13 protein-coding genes and 1 pseudogene are annotated in these 14,750 nt (G+C 64.7%); 8 read left to right on the top strand and 6 right to left on the bottom strand.

The window, feature by feature from the left end:
* Positions 1–4 precede the first annotated feature (4 nt).
* Positions 5–889: an ABC transporter permease subunit gene (locus E5X34_RS14045; RefSeq protein ID WP_126081041.1), complete on the bottom strand. Its 885-nt coding sequence runs from the start codon at positions 887–889 to the stop codon at positions 5–7.
* Positions 890–995: 106 nt separating this feature from the next.
* Positions 996–2,348 carry an extracellular solute-binding protein gene (locus E5X34_RS14040; protein WP_292565482.1) on the bottom strand — a complete coding sequence of 451 codons (1,353 nt, stop codon included), beginning with the start codon at positions 2,346–2,348 and terminating at the stop codon, positions 996–998.
* Positions 2,349–2,590: 242 nt separating this feature from the next.
* Here E5X34_RS14040 and E5X34_RS14035 point away from each other — a divergent pair, with 242 nt between their 5' ends.
* Complete coding sequence (locus E5X34_RS14035) at positions 2,591–3,631, top strand: endonuclease/exonuclease/phosphatase family protein (RefSeq protein ID WP_292565479.1); 1,041 nt, start codon at positions 2,591–2,593, stop codon at positions 3,629–3,631.
* Between the two features lie 9 nt (positions 3,632–3,640).
* Here E5X34_RS14035 and E5X34_RS14030 read toward each other — a convergent pair whose 3' ends face one another.
* Positions 3,641–4,321 carry a TlpA disulfide reductase family protein gene (locus E5X34_RS14030; protein ID WP_292565476.1) on the bottom strand — a complete coding sequence of 227 codons (681 nt, stop codon included), beginning with the start codon at positions 4,319–4,321 and terminating at the stop codon, positions 3,641–3,643.
* Between the two features lie 33 nt (positions 4,322–4,354).
* Here E5X34_RS14030 and argH point away from each other — a divergent pair, with 33 nt between their 5' ends.
* The 6 genes and pseudogenes from argH to E5X34_RS14000 all read left to right on the top strand — a co-directional run bounded on the left by argH (position 4,355) and on the right by E5X34_RS14000 (position 11,485).
* Entirely contained in the window at positions 4,355–5,755 is a 1,401-nt protein-coding gene (gene argH / locus E5X34_RS14025; protein ID WP_292565473.1) for an argininosuccinate lyase, read from the top strand.
* Between the two features lie 120 nt (positions 5,756–5,875).
* Positions 5,876–6,082, top strand: a complete 207-nt coding sequence (locus E5X34_RS14020; protein ID WP_127253283.1) for a lipoprotein — start codon at positions 5,876–5,878, stop codon at positions 6,080–6,082.
* 54 nt (positions 6,083–6,136) lie between these two features.
* Positions 6,137–7,405: a diaminopimelate decarboxylase gene (gene lysA, locus E5X34_RS14015; protein WP_292565470.1), complete on the top strand. Its 1,269-nt coding sequence runs from the start codon at positions 6,137–6,139 to the stop codon at positions 7,403–7,405.
* A 29-nt stretch (positions 7,406–7,434) separates the two neighbouring features.
* Positions 7,435–8,375, top strand: a pseudogene (locus tag E5X34_RS14010) (threonine/serine dehydratase).
* 114 nt (positions 8,376–8,489) lie between these two features.
* The gene (locus tag E5X34_RS14005) at positions 8,490–11,078 is read left to right on the top strand and encodes a TIGR02302 family protein (RefSeq protein ID WP_292565467.1); all 2,589 of its coding nucleotides are present in this window, start codon (positions 8,490–8,492) and stop codon (positions 11,076–11,078) included.
* A 32-nt stretch (positions 11,079–11,110) separates the two neighbouring features.
* The gene (locus tag E5X34_RS14000; protein ID WP_292565465.1) at positions 11,111–11,485 is read left to right on the top strand and encodes a glyoxalase superfamily protein; all 375 of its coding nucleotides are present in this window, start codon (positions 11,111–11,113) and stop codon (positions 11,483–11,485) included.
* 74 nt (positions 11,486–11,559) lie between these two features.
* Here the strand turns inward: E5X34_RS14000 and E5X34_RS13995 are convergent, their stop codons facing one another.
* The gene (locus E5X34_RS13995; RefSeq protein WP_292565462.1) at positions 11,560–12,444 is read right to left on the bottom strand and encodes a LysR substrate-binding domain-containing protein; all 885 of its coding nucleotides are present in this window, start codon (positions 12,442–12,444) and stop codon (positions 11,560–11,562) included.
* 210 nt (positions 12,445–12,654) lie between these two features.
* Here E5X34_RS13995 and E5X34_RS13990 point away from each other — a divergent pair, with 210 nt between their 5' ends.
* Positions 12,655–13,608 (top strand): DMT family transporter, encoded by a 954-nt coding sequence (locus E5X34_RS13990; RefSeq protein ID WP_292565460.1) that lies wholly within the window; start codon positions 12,655–12,657, stop codon positions 13,606–13,608.
* Here the strand turns inward: E5X34_RS13990 and E5X34_RS13985 are convergent.
* On the bottom strand, positions 13,591–13,962 hold the full coding sequence (locus tag E5X34_RS13985; protein WP_126081027.1) for a response regulator: 372 nt from the start codon (positions 13,960–13,962) through the stop codon (positions 13,591–13,593). The two genes, E5X34_RS13990 and E5X34_RS13985, sit on opposite strands and share 18 nt — an antisense overlap.
* A gap of 83 nt (positions 13,963–14,045) precedes the next feature.
* On the bottom strand, positions 14,046–14,588 hold the full coding sequence (gene hpt, locus E5X34_RS13980) for a hypoxanthine phosphoribosyltransferase (protein WP_095816886.1): 543 nt from the start codon (positions 14,586–14,588) through the stop codon (positions 14,046–14,048).
* Between the last annotated feature and the right edge of the window lie 162 nt (positions 14,589–14,750).

Here is a 14,750-nt window from a genome sequence, read left to right as displayed (position 1 = left end):
CGCCTCAACGATAATGCACGCGCCGCTCGATGAAGCGGAACTGGACGATGGTGAGCGCGATGATCAAGAGCATCAGGATGATGCTCTGCGCGGCCGCGCCGGAGTAATCCAGGCCTTTGAAGCCGTCGGAATAGATCTTGTAGACCATCAGATTGGTGGCGTTGGCCGGCCCGCCGGCGGTCATGATGTCGACGATGCCGAAGGAATCCTGGAAACTCTCGGTGATGTTGATGACCAGCAGGAAGAAGATCGTCGGCGTGATCAGCGGGAACTGGATGTCCCAGAACCGCCGGATGACGCCGGAGCCGTCCATCGCCGCCGCCTCGATCAGCGAACGCGGGATCGCCTGCAAGGCAGCGAGGAAGAAGATGAAGTTGTAGCCGACATATTTCCAAGAGAAGGCGATGATGACGGATGCCATCGCGTCGGCGCCATCGAGGCCGGGGTCCCAGAAGCCGGGCCAAACCTTGTTGACGACGGCCATGAAGCCGGCCTCCGGCGCCAGGATGAAACGAAATGCCAGAGCCAGCGCCGGCGCAGCGATGCCGTAGGGCCAGATCAGCACCACGCGATAGAGCCATGAGCCGGCAAGCTGCCGGTCGGTCAGGGCGGCGAGCACCAGCGCGATGACCATCGCCAGGCCCGTGCTGATCCCGGCGAAGATCATGCTGGCGGTGATGGAATTCCAGTAGTCGGCGTTGGCGAGGATCGAGCGGAAATTGTCGAGCCCGACCCAGATGTTGCCGCCGCCCCAGGGCTGCTGCAGCGTCAGCGACCAGTAGACCGCCTGGCCAGCCGGCCAGTAGAAGAAGGTGAAGATCAGGATGAGCTGCGGCACCGCGAACAGGATGCCGATCGTCCATCTGCCGAAAGTGACGCGTTTTTCCATCGATCCGCCGATGCAGTGGAACCCATCAGCCCGCCTTCGCGGGACAAACTAGATATGAAATGGCCGCCCGTCGAATCTCGACGGGCGGCCGTTGCGCTATCCGGGGTCAGGGCAGGGTCTTACCCGGATAGGTCTGCTGGAAGCGCTCGAGGATGGCGTCGCCATTCTTGACCAGCGTGTCGAGGCCTTCCTGGACGCTGACCTTGTTGGCGAAGATCGCCTGCATCTGCGTGCCGAATTCGGCGCGGATCTGGGTGAAGTTGCCGAGGCGGATGCCGCGGGTGATCTCGGTCGGCTCCGACGCGGTCAGGCTGGCGATGGCCACCTCGCGGCCCTTATAGGGCGCCTTGTCGTAGAAGCCGTTGGATTTCATGAAATTGAAGCCCGACTTCGTCACCGGGATATAGCCGGTGTTGGTCGACCAGAACAAAGCGGTCTTGGGGTCGTGGATGAAGTTGAGGAAGGCGGCCGCGCCCTTGTATTCGGCGTCCGACTTGCCGGACAGCACCCACAGCGAGGCGCCGCCGACCAAAGAGTTCTTGCGCTCGGTGCCGGCATAGACCGGCAGCTCGGCGACATCCCAGCTCATGCCTTCCTTCTGGGTGCGGCCGACCGTGCCGTGGTCGCCGACCGAGGTCAGGATGAGCTGGCAGGTGCCGGTGGCGAAGGCCTGCACCATATCCTGGCCGAGATCCTTGGATTTGATCTTGATGAGACCGGCGTCATACCACTTCTTGAGGTCGGTGACGTACTGGACGAACTTGGTCTTGTTGACTTCCAGACGCGCGTCGAGGCCGTCATAGCCGTTGTTCTTGGTGGCGATCGGCTGGTTGTGCAGCGCCGAGAACTGCTCCATCAGCTGCCAGCTTTCATTGGCCGAAATGTTGATCGCCATCGGGCAATCATAGCCGGCGTCCTTCAGCGCCTTGAGATCGGCGCCGACATCTTCCCAGGTCTTCGGCGCCTCGGTCTTGCCGATCTTGGCGAAGGCGTCCTTGTTCCAGTACATCAGCGCCGTCGAGGAGTTGAACGGGAAGGACAGCATCTCGCCCTTCGACGTCGCGTAATAGCGGGCGATGCCGGGGAAATAGTCGCTGTAGTCGATCTTGTAGCCGTTCTCTTCCATCAGCTTGTCGGCGGGCTTATAGGCGCCCGACAGCATCATGGTGGCGGTGCCGACGTCATAGACCTGGACGACGGTGGGCTGCTTGCCGGCGCGGAAGGCGGCGATCGTGTTCTGCAGCGTGGCGTCGTAATTGCCCTGGCTGGTGCAAACGACCTCGTAGTCCTTCTGCGAAGCGTTGAAGTTCTTGCACAGCGTGTCGACGACGCGGGCGAGATCGCCCGACAGACCGAACCAGAAGTCGAATTTGACCGGCTCGGCAATAGCAGGAACCGCAAGCGCGGTGCTCAGCGCGCCGGCGGCAAGGGCAGCGAAGCCCCGCTTGATGATCGTCATGATTTTCCCTCTTGAGTGGCAGTGTGACAAGGGTTTTGCGCAAGTCCTTGCCCGCTCTCATAGAGAAGGTATGTGACAGTTCTGTTGTGGGCCCGAAGCCCCTGTGGACAGCCAGTCTCTCCTCCCCTGGCAGCGGCAGCGCCGGCATGAAAACGTCACATCGGCGCTCTAGGAAGCTAGGGCGCCTAGAAGCGTCGAAAAGATCTAGACGTGATTAACCGGCTAACTGATTGAGAAGACACATGCTGGTCCCGCAACTCACACACGTGCCTGTCAGCGAGCGTAACGCGATGCGCGACGGGCCGCGCGACAGCGCCACCCATCTGCGCCACGCCGCCGCCATTCCCGCTCTCGGCGAGATCGAGATCGGCGGCAAGGCTTCGCGTGAAAGCGCCGGCGAGAGCCTTACCGTCATGGCCTGGAACGTCGAGCGGCTGCGCCACGTCGATGCCATCGCAGCAACGATCGCCGGCCAGGCGCCACACGTCGTGCTGCTGTCCGAGGTCGACAAGGGCATGGCGCGCTCCGGCAACGGCCATCTTTTGAGCCGGCTTGCCGATCGCCTGGACCATTCCTACGCCTATGGCGTCGAGTTCCTCGAACTCGGCACCGGTAATGAGACGGAACAGGCGGCAAATGGCGGCGCCGAGAATGCGGAGGGCTTCCACGGCAACGCCATAACCAGCGCCGTTCCGCTGCTGCGGCCTTTTCTCGTTCGCTTCGACGCCGCTGGCGCCTGGTTCCTGCCGGAGCACGGTCAGCCGCGCATCGGCGGCCGCATGGCTCTCGGAGGCCAGGTGATGCTCGGCGACCGCCGTGTGACCGTCGTTTCCGTGCATCTCGAGAACCGCACCACGCCTGGCGGCCGGGCCGACCAGACGCGCCACCTGCTCGACGCCGTCGACAGATATGACGCGGAAGCGCCGGTTCTCATCGGCGGCGACTTCAACACGCTCACCGCCACCTATCCCGAGCGCAATGACGAACCGGTCGGGTGGCGAAAGCGCATCGCCGCCGAACCGGACCGGCTGATGTGCCCGGACCGCCACGAGCCCCTCTTCGCGATCATGGCCGAACGCGGCTACGATTGGCGCGACGCCAACGCGTTCGACAAGCCGACGCAGCGGCGCGCGGCCGGCGACCTGACGCCCGCCGGCCATATCGACTGGTTCTTCATCCGCGGCCTTTCCGCAAGCGCGGCGGCGACGCTGCCGGCGGTCTTGCCGGACGGCAGCCCGAGCGCCGACCACGAGGCGCTGGTGGTCACGGTGCGGGTGAAGTGACGGCGGCGCTCACGGCGCGAGCGCCGCTTCCACAAGCCGCTTGGCGTCGGGGCTCGACCATTCGGCCGGGCCGTTCATATGCGCGATCAGGCAGCCTTCGCCGTCGATCAGCATGGTCACGGGAAGTCCGAGCGCCAGGCCGCGCGTCTTCGCCTCGTTGAACAGCGCGATCGTCGGATCCCGGTAGAAGCCGAGCGTCTCGACGCCGATCTCCTTGAGGAACTTCTTCGGCTTCGCGTCGTCGCCCGTATCGACATTGACCGCGACGACCTCGAAGTCCTTGCTGCCCTTGTCCTTCTGCAGCGCATCGAGCGCCGGCATCTCGGCCCGGCACGGCGCGCACCATGTCGCCCACAGATTGAGCAGCACCGTCTTGCCGGCATGGTCGGCGATCGTCATCGGCTTGCCATCGGGACCGTTGAAGGCGAGGCTTTTCAGCGATTGCGGCGGATCGGCCGGCTGCAGCGCCGCGACCTGGCCAACGGCTTTCGCGCCGATTGTCTTGGCGCGGCCAGCCTTGGCCGCACAGGCGTCGTCCTTGCCGGTGGCCGCGGCGACCTTCTCCGGAGTGTTGTTGCCAGAACCGCTCTCGCTGACATATACCGCGACCGCGCCGGCCAGCACGCCCGCCAGCAAAGCGGCAAGGATGAGGCGCGTAGCCGGAAAAAAGAATCTCTTGCCGTCTGCCATTTTCAAAACTGCTCCGGAGCACGGGTTATAGCGATGAGCGATAAGAAGGCCAGCAACCAGATGTGGGGCGGACGTTTTGCCTCGGGTCCGGCCGCGATCATGGAAGCGATCAACGCGTCGATCGGCTTCGACCGCAAGCTCTATGCGCAGGACATAAGCGGATCGATCGCCCATAGCGAAATGCTGGCTGAAACAGGCATTATTTCGGCGGCCGATCAAGAAAAAATCGCTCACGGGCTGAACACGATCCTGAAAGAGATCGAGGCCGGCACCTTCGAATTCTCGACCAGGCTGGAAGACATCCACATGAATGTCGAGGCCCGCCTTGCCGACCTGATCGGCCCTGCGGCCGGACGTCTGCACACCGCCCGCTCGCGCAACGACCAGGTGGCGGTCGATCTGAGGCTCTGGGTCAAGCAGGAATGCCAGCGCGTCGCCGGGGCATTGAAAGACTTGATCGCCGCGTTCCTCGAACGCGCCGAGGAACATGCGGCGACCGTCATGCCCGGTTTCACCCATATGCAGGCCGCGCAGCCGGTGACCTTCGGACACCATTGCATGGCCTATGTCGAGATGTTCGGCCGCGACCTCTCGCGCGTCCGCGACGCCATCGAGCGCATGGACGAAAGCCCGCTTGGCGCGGCGGCCCTTGCCGGCACCAGCTTTTCCATCGACCGCCACATGACGGCCAAGGCGCTCGGTTTCCGCGAGCCGACGCGCAATTCGCTGGACAGTGTTTCGGACCGCGACTTCGCGCTCGAATTCCTCAGCCTCGCCGCGATCTGCGCGACGCACCTCTCCCGGCTCGCCGAGGAGATCATCATCTGGTCGACCCCGCAATTCGGCTTCATCCGTCTGTCGGATTCCTTCTCCACCGGCTCCTCGATCATGCCGCAGAAGAAGAACCCGGACGCCGCCGAGCTGGTGCGCGGCAAGACCGGTCGCGTCAGCGGCCATCTCGTCGGCCTGCTGACCGTGATGAAGGGCATGCCGCTGACCTATGGCAAGGACATGCAGGAGGACAAGGAAGCGGTCTTCGACGCCGCCGAGACGCTCGACCTGATGCTGGCGGCGACCGCCGGCATGGTGCGCGACATGACCGTCAACGCCGCCGCCATGAAGAAGGCCGCCGGCGCCGGTCACGCCACCGCGACCGACCTCGCCGACTGGCTGGTGCGCAATCTGGGCCTGCCCTTTCGCGAGGCGCATCATGTCACCGGCCGCGCCGTGGCGCTCGCCGAGGAGAAGAAGGTCGCCCTGGAGAAGCTCTCGCTGGAGGACCTGCGCTCCATCCATCCTGGCATTACCGACGACATCTTCTCGGTGCTTGCCGTGCAGAATTCGGTGAAGAGCCGGGTGAGCTTCGGCGGCACCGCGCCGTCGGAAGTGCGAAAGCAGATCCGCTACTGGAAAAAGCGGCTCGCCAAGGCTTAATGCCTGTCGCCCAGAAGTGCATAGACAACGACATGCATCAAAACAATTGCCCGGATGCAAAGTGCCGAAAACTCGGCTAAAAGCGGCGGCACAGGAAACAGTTTTCAAACGGATGGATCGATGACCCGTAGCAGGATTTTGGTGACGCTGGCGCTGCTGGCGGCGGTTGTCACCGTCACGGCCTGCGGCAGGAAGACCGGGCTCGACACGCCTTACGAGGCAGCCGAGCAGGCGCGCAAGGATGCGGAAAAAGCCAAGCAGCCGGTGCCGCCCGAGCCGGAGAAACCGGTCAAGGACAGGAAGTTCATCCTCGATCCACTGCTCTAGAGCCGACGGGATCGCTCGATCTCACCACGCTCCAACTTTCCGGGACCAACCCTCGTGAACCATTTCGACTACCGCGACGGCGTGCTCCATGCCGAGGAAGTCGCCATCCCCGATATAGCAGCCGAGGTCGGCACGCCTTTCTACTGCTATTCGACGGCGACGCTGACCCGGCATTTCCGCGTGTTCAAAGAGGCCTTCGCCGGCCTCGACGCACTGGTCTGCTACGCGATGAAGGCGAACTCCAACCAGGCCGTGTTGAGGACGCTGGCCAGGCAGGGCGCGGGCGCCGACGTCGTCTCGGAAGGCGAACTGCGCCGCGCCCTGGCCGCCGGCATCCCGGCCAGCAAGATCCTGTTTTCCGGCGTCGGCAAGACCGCGCGCGAGATGGATTTCGCGCTCTCCGCCGGCATTCTGTGCTTCAATGTCGAATCCGAGCCTGAACTCGAACTTCTGTCGGCGCGCGCCGTGGCGCTCGGCAAGGTGGCGCCCATCTCGCTGCGCATCAATCCGGATGTCGATGCCAGGACACACAAGAAGATCTCGACCGGCAAGGCCGAGAACAAGTTCGGCATCCCGTGGCAGCGCGCGCGGCAGGTCTACGCTCGCGCGGCCGAATTGCCCGGCATCAAGGTGACCGGCATCGACACGCATATCGGCAGCCAGATCACCGAATTGCAGCCTTTCGACGATGCCTTCGCGCTGCTGGTCGAGCTGGTCGGCGCGCTGCGCGCCGACGGACATGCGATCGAGCATGTCGATCTCGGCGGCGGCCTCGGCATTCCTTACCGCGTCGACAACAGCCCGCCGCCTTTGCCCGACGCCTATGCCGAGATCGTCAGGAAGCACGTCACCCGGCTCGGCCTCAAGGTGATGTTCGAGCCAGGCCGGCTGATCGTCGGCAATGCCGGCATCCTGGTGTCGGAAGTCATCTATGTGAAGGAAGGCGACGCCAGGAATTTCCTTATTGTCGACGCCGCGATGAACGACCTGATCCGGCCGACGCTCTACGACGCCTTCCACGACATCCGGCCGGTGGTGCAGCCGCCCGCCTCGACGCCGCGCATGAAGGTCGACGTCGTCGGCCCGGTCTGCGAGACCGGCGACTTCCTCGGCCATGACCGCGACCTGCCCAGGCTGAAGGCCGGCGACCTGATCGCCGTCTCAACCGCCGGCGCCTATGGCGCGGTGCAGGCCGGCACCTACAACACCAGGCTGCTGGTGCCGGAGGTGCTGGTCGACGGCGACCGCTTCCATGTCGTGCGGCCGCGCCAGACCTATGAGGACCTGATCGGGCTCGATTCGGTTCCCGACTGGCTGAAGTAGCCGAGCGGCGACGCCTTAAGGAGCAAGCCATGCTGGAGAAAAAGACGATCACGCGCGAGCGCATCGCCGCCGTGGAGCCGCGCATCCGCCCCTATATCCGCCATACGCCGGTCATGCGCGTCGACATGGCGGATTTCGGCCGTCCCGCCTTTCCGGTCGACCTGAAACTTGAATCCCTGCAGCATTCCGGTTCCTTCAAGGCGCGCGGCGCCTTCACCAACCTGCTTACGCGGCCGGTGCCGGAAGCTGGCGTGGTCGCTGCGTCGGGCGCAATCACGGTGCGGCCGTCGCTTACGCCGCCATGAAGCTCGGCCACAAGGCCACGATCTTCGTGCCCGAGGTCAGCCCGCCGGCCAAGCTCGCGCGCATCCGTGGCTATGGCGCTGATCTGGTCGTCGGCGGCGCGCGCTATGCCGAGGCCCTGGCCGCCAGCGAGGATTTTGCCAAAAAGACCGGCGCGCTGCAGATCCACGCCTTCAACCAGGAGGAAACGCTGCTCGGCCAGGGCACGCTCGGCCTGGAGATCGAGGCCGATCTGCCCGAGATCGACACGCTGCTGGTCGCCGTTGGCGGTGGCGGCCTGATCGGCGGCATAGCCGCCTGGTTCGCGGGTCGCATCCGCATCGTCGCCATCGAGCCCGAGGGCGCGCCGACGCTTTATCGCGCGCTGGAGGCCGGAGAGCCGGTCGATGCGCCGGCCGAAGGCATTGCCGCCGATTCGCTGGCGCCGAAGCGCGTCGGCGAAATGATGTTTCCGATCGCCGAAGCCTTCGTCGAGCGCTCTATCCTGGTCAGCGACGACGACATCATTACTGCGCAGAAGGCGCTGTGGGACCGCGTGCGAATCATCGCCGAGCCGGGTGGCGCCGCGGCCTTCGCCGCCATGCTTTCCGGGCGCTATGTGCCCGCGGAGGGCGAGCGCGTGGCGGTCCTGGTCTGCGGTTCCAACACGAATCCCGCCAATTTCTGATCATAACCCGGCAAAACCGCTTCACGTTTTTGGAACCCGCCTCGCCTTTGCCGTGTTTGTTGGTATCCTTCTGGTGATGACGTCCGGGCTGTTGTGCCCGGGCAGGAAGGGCCGATGACGGAACGACCTATTTCCAGCGGCGAACGCGGCTTGGCCTTGCGCCTGGCGCTCAGCCGGTTGGCGACGCGGGCCTCGATGGTCTTCGAGCGCGGCTGGCCGCTCGTGCTGCCGCTGTTGATCGTCATTAGCCTGTTTCTCAGCTTTTCCTGGTTCGGCCTGTTCCCGCGTCTGCCCGACGCAGCGCGCATCGGCCTCCTGGTGCTGTTCTCCCTGTCCGGGGTCGCGGCGCTCTATCCGCTGCGTTTCTTCCGCATGCCCTCTGCCGACGAGATCGACAGGCGCATCGAGGCGGCGAACCAATTGCTGCACAGCCCGGTGCAGGTGCAGACCGATCGTCCCAGCGGCGCCGAGAGCATCTTCTCGCAGGCTTTGTGGCGCGAGCACCAGAAGCGGATGGCCGAGCGGCTGTCGAGCCTCGGCGCCGACCGGCCGCGCAGCCGCGTGCCGGACTACGATCGCTGGGGCCTGCGCGCCGTGGCGGGGCTGCTGTTCGTCATCGCTTTGGCCTTCTCCTTCGGACCCTTCGGCGGCAGGGTCAGCGACGGCTTCGTTGTCCGCGCCGCGCGCGATACCGTGCCGCCGCGCATCGACGCCTGGGTGACGCCGCCCGCCTATACCGGCAAGGCGCCGCTGTTCCTGACCGCCGACGCCAACCAGGCGGTCCAGACCTTCTCCGTGCCGCAAGGCAGCGACGTTTCGTTGCGCGTCACCGGCGGTTCCGGCGAGGAAACATTGAGCTACGCCGATCAAGACGGCAATGCGCGCGCCATCGAGCCCGCGGCGCCCAAAGGCCCCGCGCCTGCCAGCCAGGCCGTGCCCAAAGTGCGCCAGTTCTCCGGCAAGCTGGATACCAACGGCACGCTGACGCTGAAATCCGCCGAAAGCGATCTCGGCCACTGGGCCTTCGCCATCATTCCCGACAAGCCGCCGGCGATCCGCTTCGTCGGCGAGCCGAAGCGCGCCGTCAACGGCTCCATGGAGCTGAACTACCAGATCGATGACGATTACGGCGCCGCCTCGGCCAAGGCCGTTTTCGAGCTGTCGGATCCGCCGGCCGTCAATGCGCATCCGCTCTACGGCCCGCCGGACCTGCCGCTGACCCTGCCGCGCCGCGGCGGCAAGACGAACGCGGCCAAGACGACCAAGGACCTGACCGAGCATGTCTGGGCCGGCAGCGGCATCAAGCTGAAGCTGAGCGTCACCGACGATGCCGGCCACACCGCGACCAGCGAAACCAAGACGCTCGTGATGCCTGAGCGGCCCTTCGCCAACCCGCTGGCCCGCGCGGTGATCGAGCAGCGCCGGCTGCTGGCGCTGGATACCAACGCCAAGCCGCGCGTTCTCGACCTGATGGATGCGATCACGCTGCGGCCCGAGGATACGTTCGACAACATGTCGAACTATCTCGCCATCATGAGCGCCAGAAGCCGGCTGAAGCTTTCCGAGAACGACGACCAGCTGCGCAACGTCGTCTCCTATCTCTGGGAGATCGCGCTCGGCATCGAGGAAGGCAATCTCTCGGCCGCCGAGCGGCGGCTGCGCCAGGCGCAGCAGGCCTTGCAGGACGCCATCAAGAATGGCGCCAGCGATCAGGAGATCGAGAAGGCGATGAAGGAACTGCGCGAGGCGATGAACCAGTTCCTGCAGGAATTCGCCCAGCGCGCGCAGCAGAACCCGAACGCGCCGCAGATGCAGCAGAACGGCCGCGAGCTGCGCCAGAGCGACATCGACCGCATGATGGATCAGATCGAGAACCTGGCCAAATCCGGCGATCGCGACAAGGCCCAGCAGCTTCTCTCCGAGCTGCAGGACATGATGAACAACCTGCAGGCCGGCCGCCAGCAGCAGGGCGGCGAGCAGGACAGCGAGCTGCGTCAGCAGATGGACAAGCTCGGCGACATCATGCGTCGCCAGCAGGAGATGATGAACGACACCTTCCGCCTGGACCAGATGCAGCGCGGTCAGCGTGGCGAAGGCGGCGAGCAGCAGCAGCTTGGCGAGGATGGCGAACAGGGCCAGCCCAATGACCAGCAGCGGCCGGGTCCCGGCCAAGACCGCGATCCGCTGGCACGACCGAAAATGTCGCCGAAGGACCTCGCCGATGCGCTGAAGCAGTTGCAGGAAGGCCAGGGCCAGTTGCAGAGCGAGCTCGACCAGTTGAAGAAGGGCCTCGAAGGCATGGGCATGGAGCCCAATGAGGGGTTTGGCGAAGCTGGAAAGTCGATGGGCAATGCCGAGCAATCGCTCGGCCAGGGCGATGGCGACCAGGCCGTCGGCCACCAGGGCCGTGCGTTGGAAGCGCTGCGCCGCGGCGCCAAGGACATGATGAAGCAGATGCAGGCCATGCAGGGGGACCAGGGGGGCAGCGAGCAGGGCGGTCGCGAGCAGAATGCCGACCGTGACCCGCTGGGACGGCCGCGCGCCACCAATGGCCCCGATGACGGCACCTCGGTCAAGGTTCCCGACGAGATCGACGTCCAGCGCGCACGCCAGATCCTCGACGCGATCCGCAAGCGGCTCGGTAATGCGCTAAGCCCCGACATCGAGCGCAGCTATCTCGAACGGCTGCTGGAGCTGAAATAAGCTCGCCTACACCATCCCGGATTGCCGCCGCCATGCCCAAGCTTGGAACCGTGACCCCGATCCTGCGCATGTTCGACATCGCCAAGGCGCGCGAATTCTATCTCGACTTCCTCGGTTTCGAGGTGCGGTTCGAACATCGCTTCGACGACAACGCGCCGCTCTACATGGGCATCGCCCGCGACGGCTGCGAACTGCATCTGAGCGAGCATCACGGCGACGGCTCGCCGGGTACCCATATTCGCGTCGAGTCCGCCGATATCGCGGCGCTTCATCGCGAACTGACGGCGAAGAAATACCGCTATGCCGGGCCGGGATTGGAAGAGACACCATGGCGGACATGGGAAGTCACAGTCGGCGACCCGTTCGGCAATCGGCTCACTTTCTATGAGAACATGCCGGAGCGATAAGCCGGACCGAGGCGAAGCGGCTCTGAGTTACCGCGAAACGGCAAACCGCTCCAAAACAAACGCAGTTCCAGAATTCAAAGGCCGGCCGTAACCGATGCCTGCCTTGTCAGCATGAAGGCGTCACGAATGGCGCTTTCCATGCCGTCGATCGCCTCGCCGGTCGCCAGCGGATTGCGATGCAAGACGACATTGGAGGAATCGATGTCGCCGAAGCCGTCGGCGGCCGTCAGTTCGCGGCAATCGGGCGGGATGTTGCTGCGCGAGATGGGCGCGATCGCCAGACCGGATGTCACCGCGAGCGTCAGGCCGCCATTGGTGTCGCTGGTGTAAGCGACGCGGTAGTCGAGGCCGCGCTGCTGCAGCGACTTGATGGCGAAGTCGCGGCACCAGCCGTTGCGGCTGTAAAGCGCGATCGGCACCGGCCGTTCCTCATGCATGCGGTGCAGCGTCGACGTCACCCAGACCGTCGGGTCGTGCATCAGCACCTCGCCGCCGGAAGAGCCCTCCCATTCGAACACCACGGCGAGATCGAGCTCGCCGGCCGCGAGCGCCCTCACCTGCGAATCCGAATGGGCGTAGCGCACCGTGACCTCGACGCGCGGATGGCGCTTGGCGAATTCGCCCAGCGCCCGCGACAGGATCGAGCGGCCATATTCTGCCGGGATGCCTATGCGCACCAGCCCGCCAAGCGGCGGCGCCACCAGCGAGGCAGCCGTCTCGTCGAGCAGCGAGACGATCCGGCGCGCATTGGCGATCAACTCGCCGCCACGGCGCGTCAGCGCCACGCCGCGCGAGCCGCGCTCGAACAGATTGTCGCCGACCATGTCCTCCAGCTTCTTCATCTGCATGGACACGGCCGATTGCGTGCGCCCGGCTTTCTCCGCCGCGCGCGTGAAATTGCCGGTTTCGGCCACCGCCACGAAGGTGCGCAGGAGGTCGCTGTCGAGGACTGGTCTCATCGAATTCGCCATAAGAAAATCTGATTGCTGGCATCATTCCAATTCGTTTGCAACATGTCAAACGCCGCAGGATAGTTGCCACACCCATTGGATATGCGACCGCGAAATCGGCCGCGGACCGATTGAAGAGTCCTCACTCGTGCCCGCTGCCTGAAAACGGTAGCGGGTTCTTTTTGCTGATACATTACGGCTCGCGGGGGGCCGAGACTGATGCAGAACCGGATGGTGCTTGGCATTCTGAGCCTTTGCCTCGGCGTGCTGGTCTTTTCGCTGCAGGATCCGCTGGTGAAGGCGGTGTCGGGCGGTTATCCGGTGACCGAGGTGATGGCGATCCGCGCCATTGTCGCGCTGCCGATCCTGATCGTCATCGTCCAGGCCGACGTCGGCCTGAAGGCGGTGCTGTCGAAGCGCTTCGGCCTGCTGACGCTGCGCGCCTTCATCCAGTTCTCGTCCTATACGGTCTATTATCTCGCGATCGCGGCCTTGCCCCTGGCCGACGCGGTGGCGCTCTATTTCATGGCGCCGCTGTTCATCATGGCGATGGCCGGACCTTATCTCGGCGAGCGTGTCTCCTGGAAGACGCTGGCGACGGTGCTGATCGGCCTTGTCGGCGTGCTGGTGATGGTGCGCCCGGGCGCTGGCGTGTTCGACTGGGCGGCGCTGCTGTCGCTGGGCTCGGCCTTTCTCTACGGCTTTTCGCAGTTGATGGCGCGCCGCATCGGCGACACCGAATCGTCGACCGTGATGGCCTTCTACCAGAACGGCGCCTATCTCAGCGGCGCAGTCGCGGTCGCGACCGTCTTCCATCTCGCCGGCATCACCCACGCGGCGCATCCGAGCGTTGAATTCCTGGTGCGGCCATGGGTGTGGCCGACGATGCCGGATTTCCTGAAGATGGCCGCCTGCGGCTTCGTCGCTTCCGCCGGCATGATCCTGCTGTCGCAGGCCTACCGCATGGCGCCGGCCAACCGCGTCGCCACCTTCGAATACACCGGCATCCTGTGGTCGCCGCTGTGGGGTTTCCTGTTCTTCGCCGAAGTGCCGCGCGAAACGACTGTGCTCGGCGCGGCGCTGATCATCGGCGCCGGCCTGCTTGCGCTCACCGGCGAGCGCCGGCGAAGCTCAGCACCCGCGGCAGGTGCGGTCTCAAGCGAAGCAGCTTAACGCCTTGCCGACGCGAGCGCGGATCTCGGCAAGCGTGAACGGCTTCTGCACGACATCGAGGATGATGCCGTTGAGCTCCTCGGCGCGCTCGCGCTGGTCGGCATAGCCGGTCATCAGCATGATCCGCAGCGTCGGGAACTCTCTTGCGGCGGCAGTCGCCATCTCGATGCCGTCCATCTCCGGCATGCGGATGTCGGACACCACCAGATCGTAGCCGCCGCGGGCCTGCCGGATCGCGTCCAGCCCTTGCGACCCATCGGTGGCGACGGTGACATCATGGCCGTCGCGCTCCAGAGCGCGGGCGGCGAGGGTGCGGACGGACTCATCGTCCTCGACGATCAGAAGCTTTGCCATGCCGAGATAGATGCCGCCGAAACGTTGACGTTTTCTGAAAATTCTAACGATCGGCGGCTTTTCGGATTGACCCACCCGCCTCTTCAGGCGTCGCCCTTCACCACCCCGACAAACGGCAGCTCGCGAAACGCGTGTGCGACATCCATGCCATAGCCGACAACGAAATAGTCCGGGCAGTCGAAACCGACATAGTCGGCATTGAGCGCGGTCTGGCGGCGCATACGCTTGTCGAGCAACACCGCGATGGCGCAGCTCTTGGCGCCGCGCGACAGCATCAGGTCGCGGGTGTAGGAAAGCGTCTTGCCGGATTCCAGTATGTCGTCGATCAACAGCACGTCGCGGCCGGCGACCTCGTTATCGATGTCGCGCAGCACCCTGACCTCGCCGCTCGTCGTGCCTGCGCCATAGCTCGAGATGAAGATGAACTCGACTTCCGGCGACAGCCCGACATCATGCATGGCGCGGATGAGATCGGCGGCGAAAACGAACGAGCCCTTGAGGATCGATATCACCAAGAGGTCGTGATAGTCGCGCCCGGCGATTTCCTTGGCGAGCTCGAGATTCCGGCGCGCGATCGCCGACGCCGAAAACAGGACCTCGATGTCCTTGCCGCGTACAACTGGCATTCTTTCGTCCTTCAGAATCACCTGGGATGCCAGGCGCTAGGTGTGTCGAGATTCAGGTCAGGCCGAGTCGAGAACGATGGCTTCCGAGAACCGGAGCGGAGCGTACTTGAAGTACGTGAGCACCGGAAGCGCAGGAAACCGTCGTTCGCAGGCCGGCCTCAC

The organism is Mesorhizobium sp., assembly GCF_004963255.1.
In the GTDB taxonomy this organism is placed as follows: domain Bacteria; phylum Pseudomonadota; class Alphaproteobacteria; order Rhizobiales; family Rhizobiaceae; genus Mesorhizobium.
The sequence above is the reverse complement of the archived record's forward strand: the minus strand, read 5'-3'. Positions and strand labels throughout refer to the sequence as shown.

What these genes read in the sequence shown, in the direction of transcription:
- E5X34_RS14045 (WP_126081041.1), bottom strand. Translation starts at nt 889, where the DNA reads ATGGAAAAACGCGTCACTTTCGGCAGATGGACGATCGGCATCCTGTTC.
- E5X34_RS14040 (WP_292565482.1), bottom strand. Translation starts at nt 2,348, where the DNA reads ATGACGATCATCAAGCGGGGCTTCGCTGCCCTTGCCGCCGGCGCGCTG.
- E5X34_RS14035 (WP_292565479.1), top strand. Translation starts at nt 2,591, where the DNA reads ATGCTGGTCCCGCAACTCACACACGTGCCTGTCAGCGAGCGTAACGCG.
- E5X34_RS14030 (WP_292565476.1), bottom strand. Translation starts at nt 4,321, where the DNA reads ATGGCAGACGGCAAGAGATTCTTTTTTCCGGCTACGCGCCTCATCCTT.
- argH (WP_292565473.1), top strand. Translation starts at nt 4,355, where the DNA reads ATGAGCGATAAGAAGGCCAGCAACCAGATGTGGGGCGGACGTTTTGCC.
- E5X34_RS14020 (WP_127253283.1), top strand. Translation starts at nt 5,876, where the DNA reads ATGACCCGTAGCAGGATTTTGGTGACGCTGGCGCTGCTGGCGGCGGTT.
- E5X34_RS14005 (WP_292565467.1), top strand. Translation starts at nt 8,490, where the DNA reads ATGACGGAACGACCTATTTCCAGCGGCGAACGCGGCTTGGCCTTGCGC.
- E5X34_RS14000 (WP_292565465.1), top strand. Translation starts at nt 11,111, where the DNA reads ATGCCCAAGCTTGGAACCGTGACCCCGATCCTGCGCATGTTCGACATC.
- E5X34_RS13995 (WP_292565462.1), bottom strand. Translation starts at nt 12,444, where the DNA reads ATGAGACCAGTCCTCGACAGCGACCTCCTGCGCACCTTCGTGGCGGTG.
- E5X34_RS13990 (WP_292565460.1), top strand. Translation starts at nt 12,655, where the DNA reads ATGCAGAACCGGATGGTGCTTGGCATTCTGAGCCTTTGCCTCGGCGTG.
- E5X34_RS13985 (WP_126081027.1), bottom strand. Translation starts at nt 13,962, where the DNA reads ATGGCAAAGCTTCTGATCGTCGAGGACGATGAGTCCGTCCGCACCCTC.
- hpt (WP_095816886.1), bottom strand. Translation starts at nt 14,588, where the DNA reads ATGCCAGTTGTACGCGGCAAGGACATCGAGGTCCTGTTTTCGGCGTCG.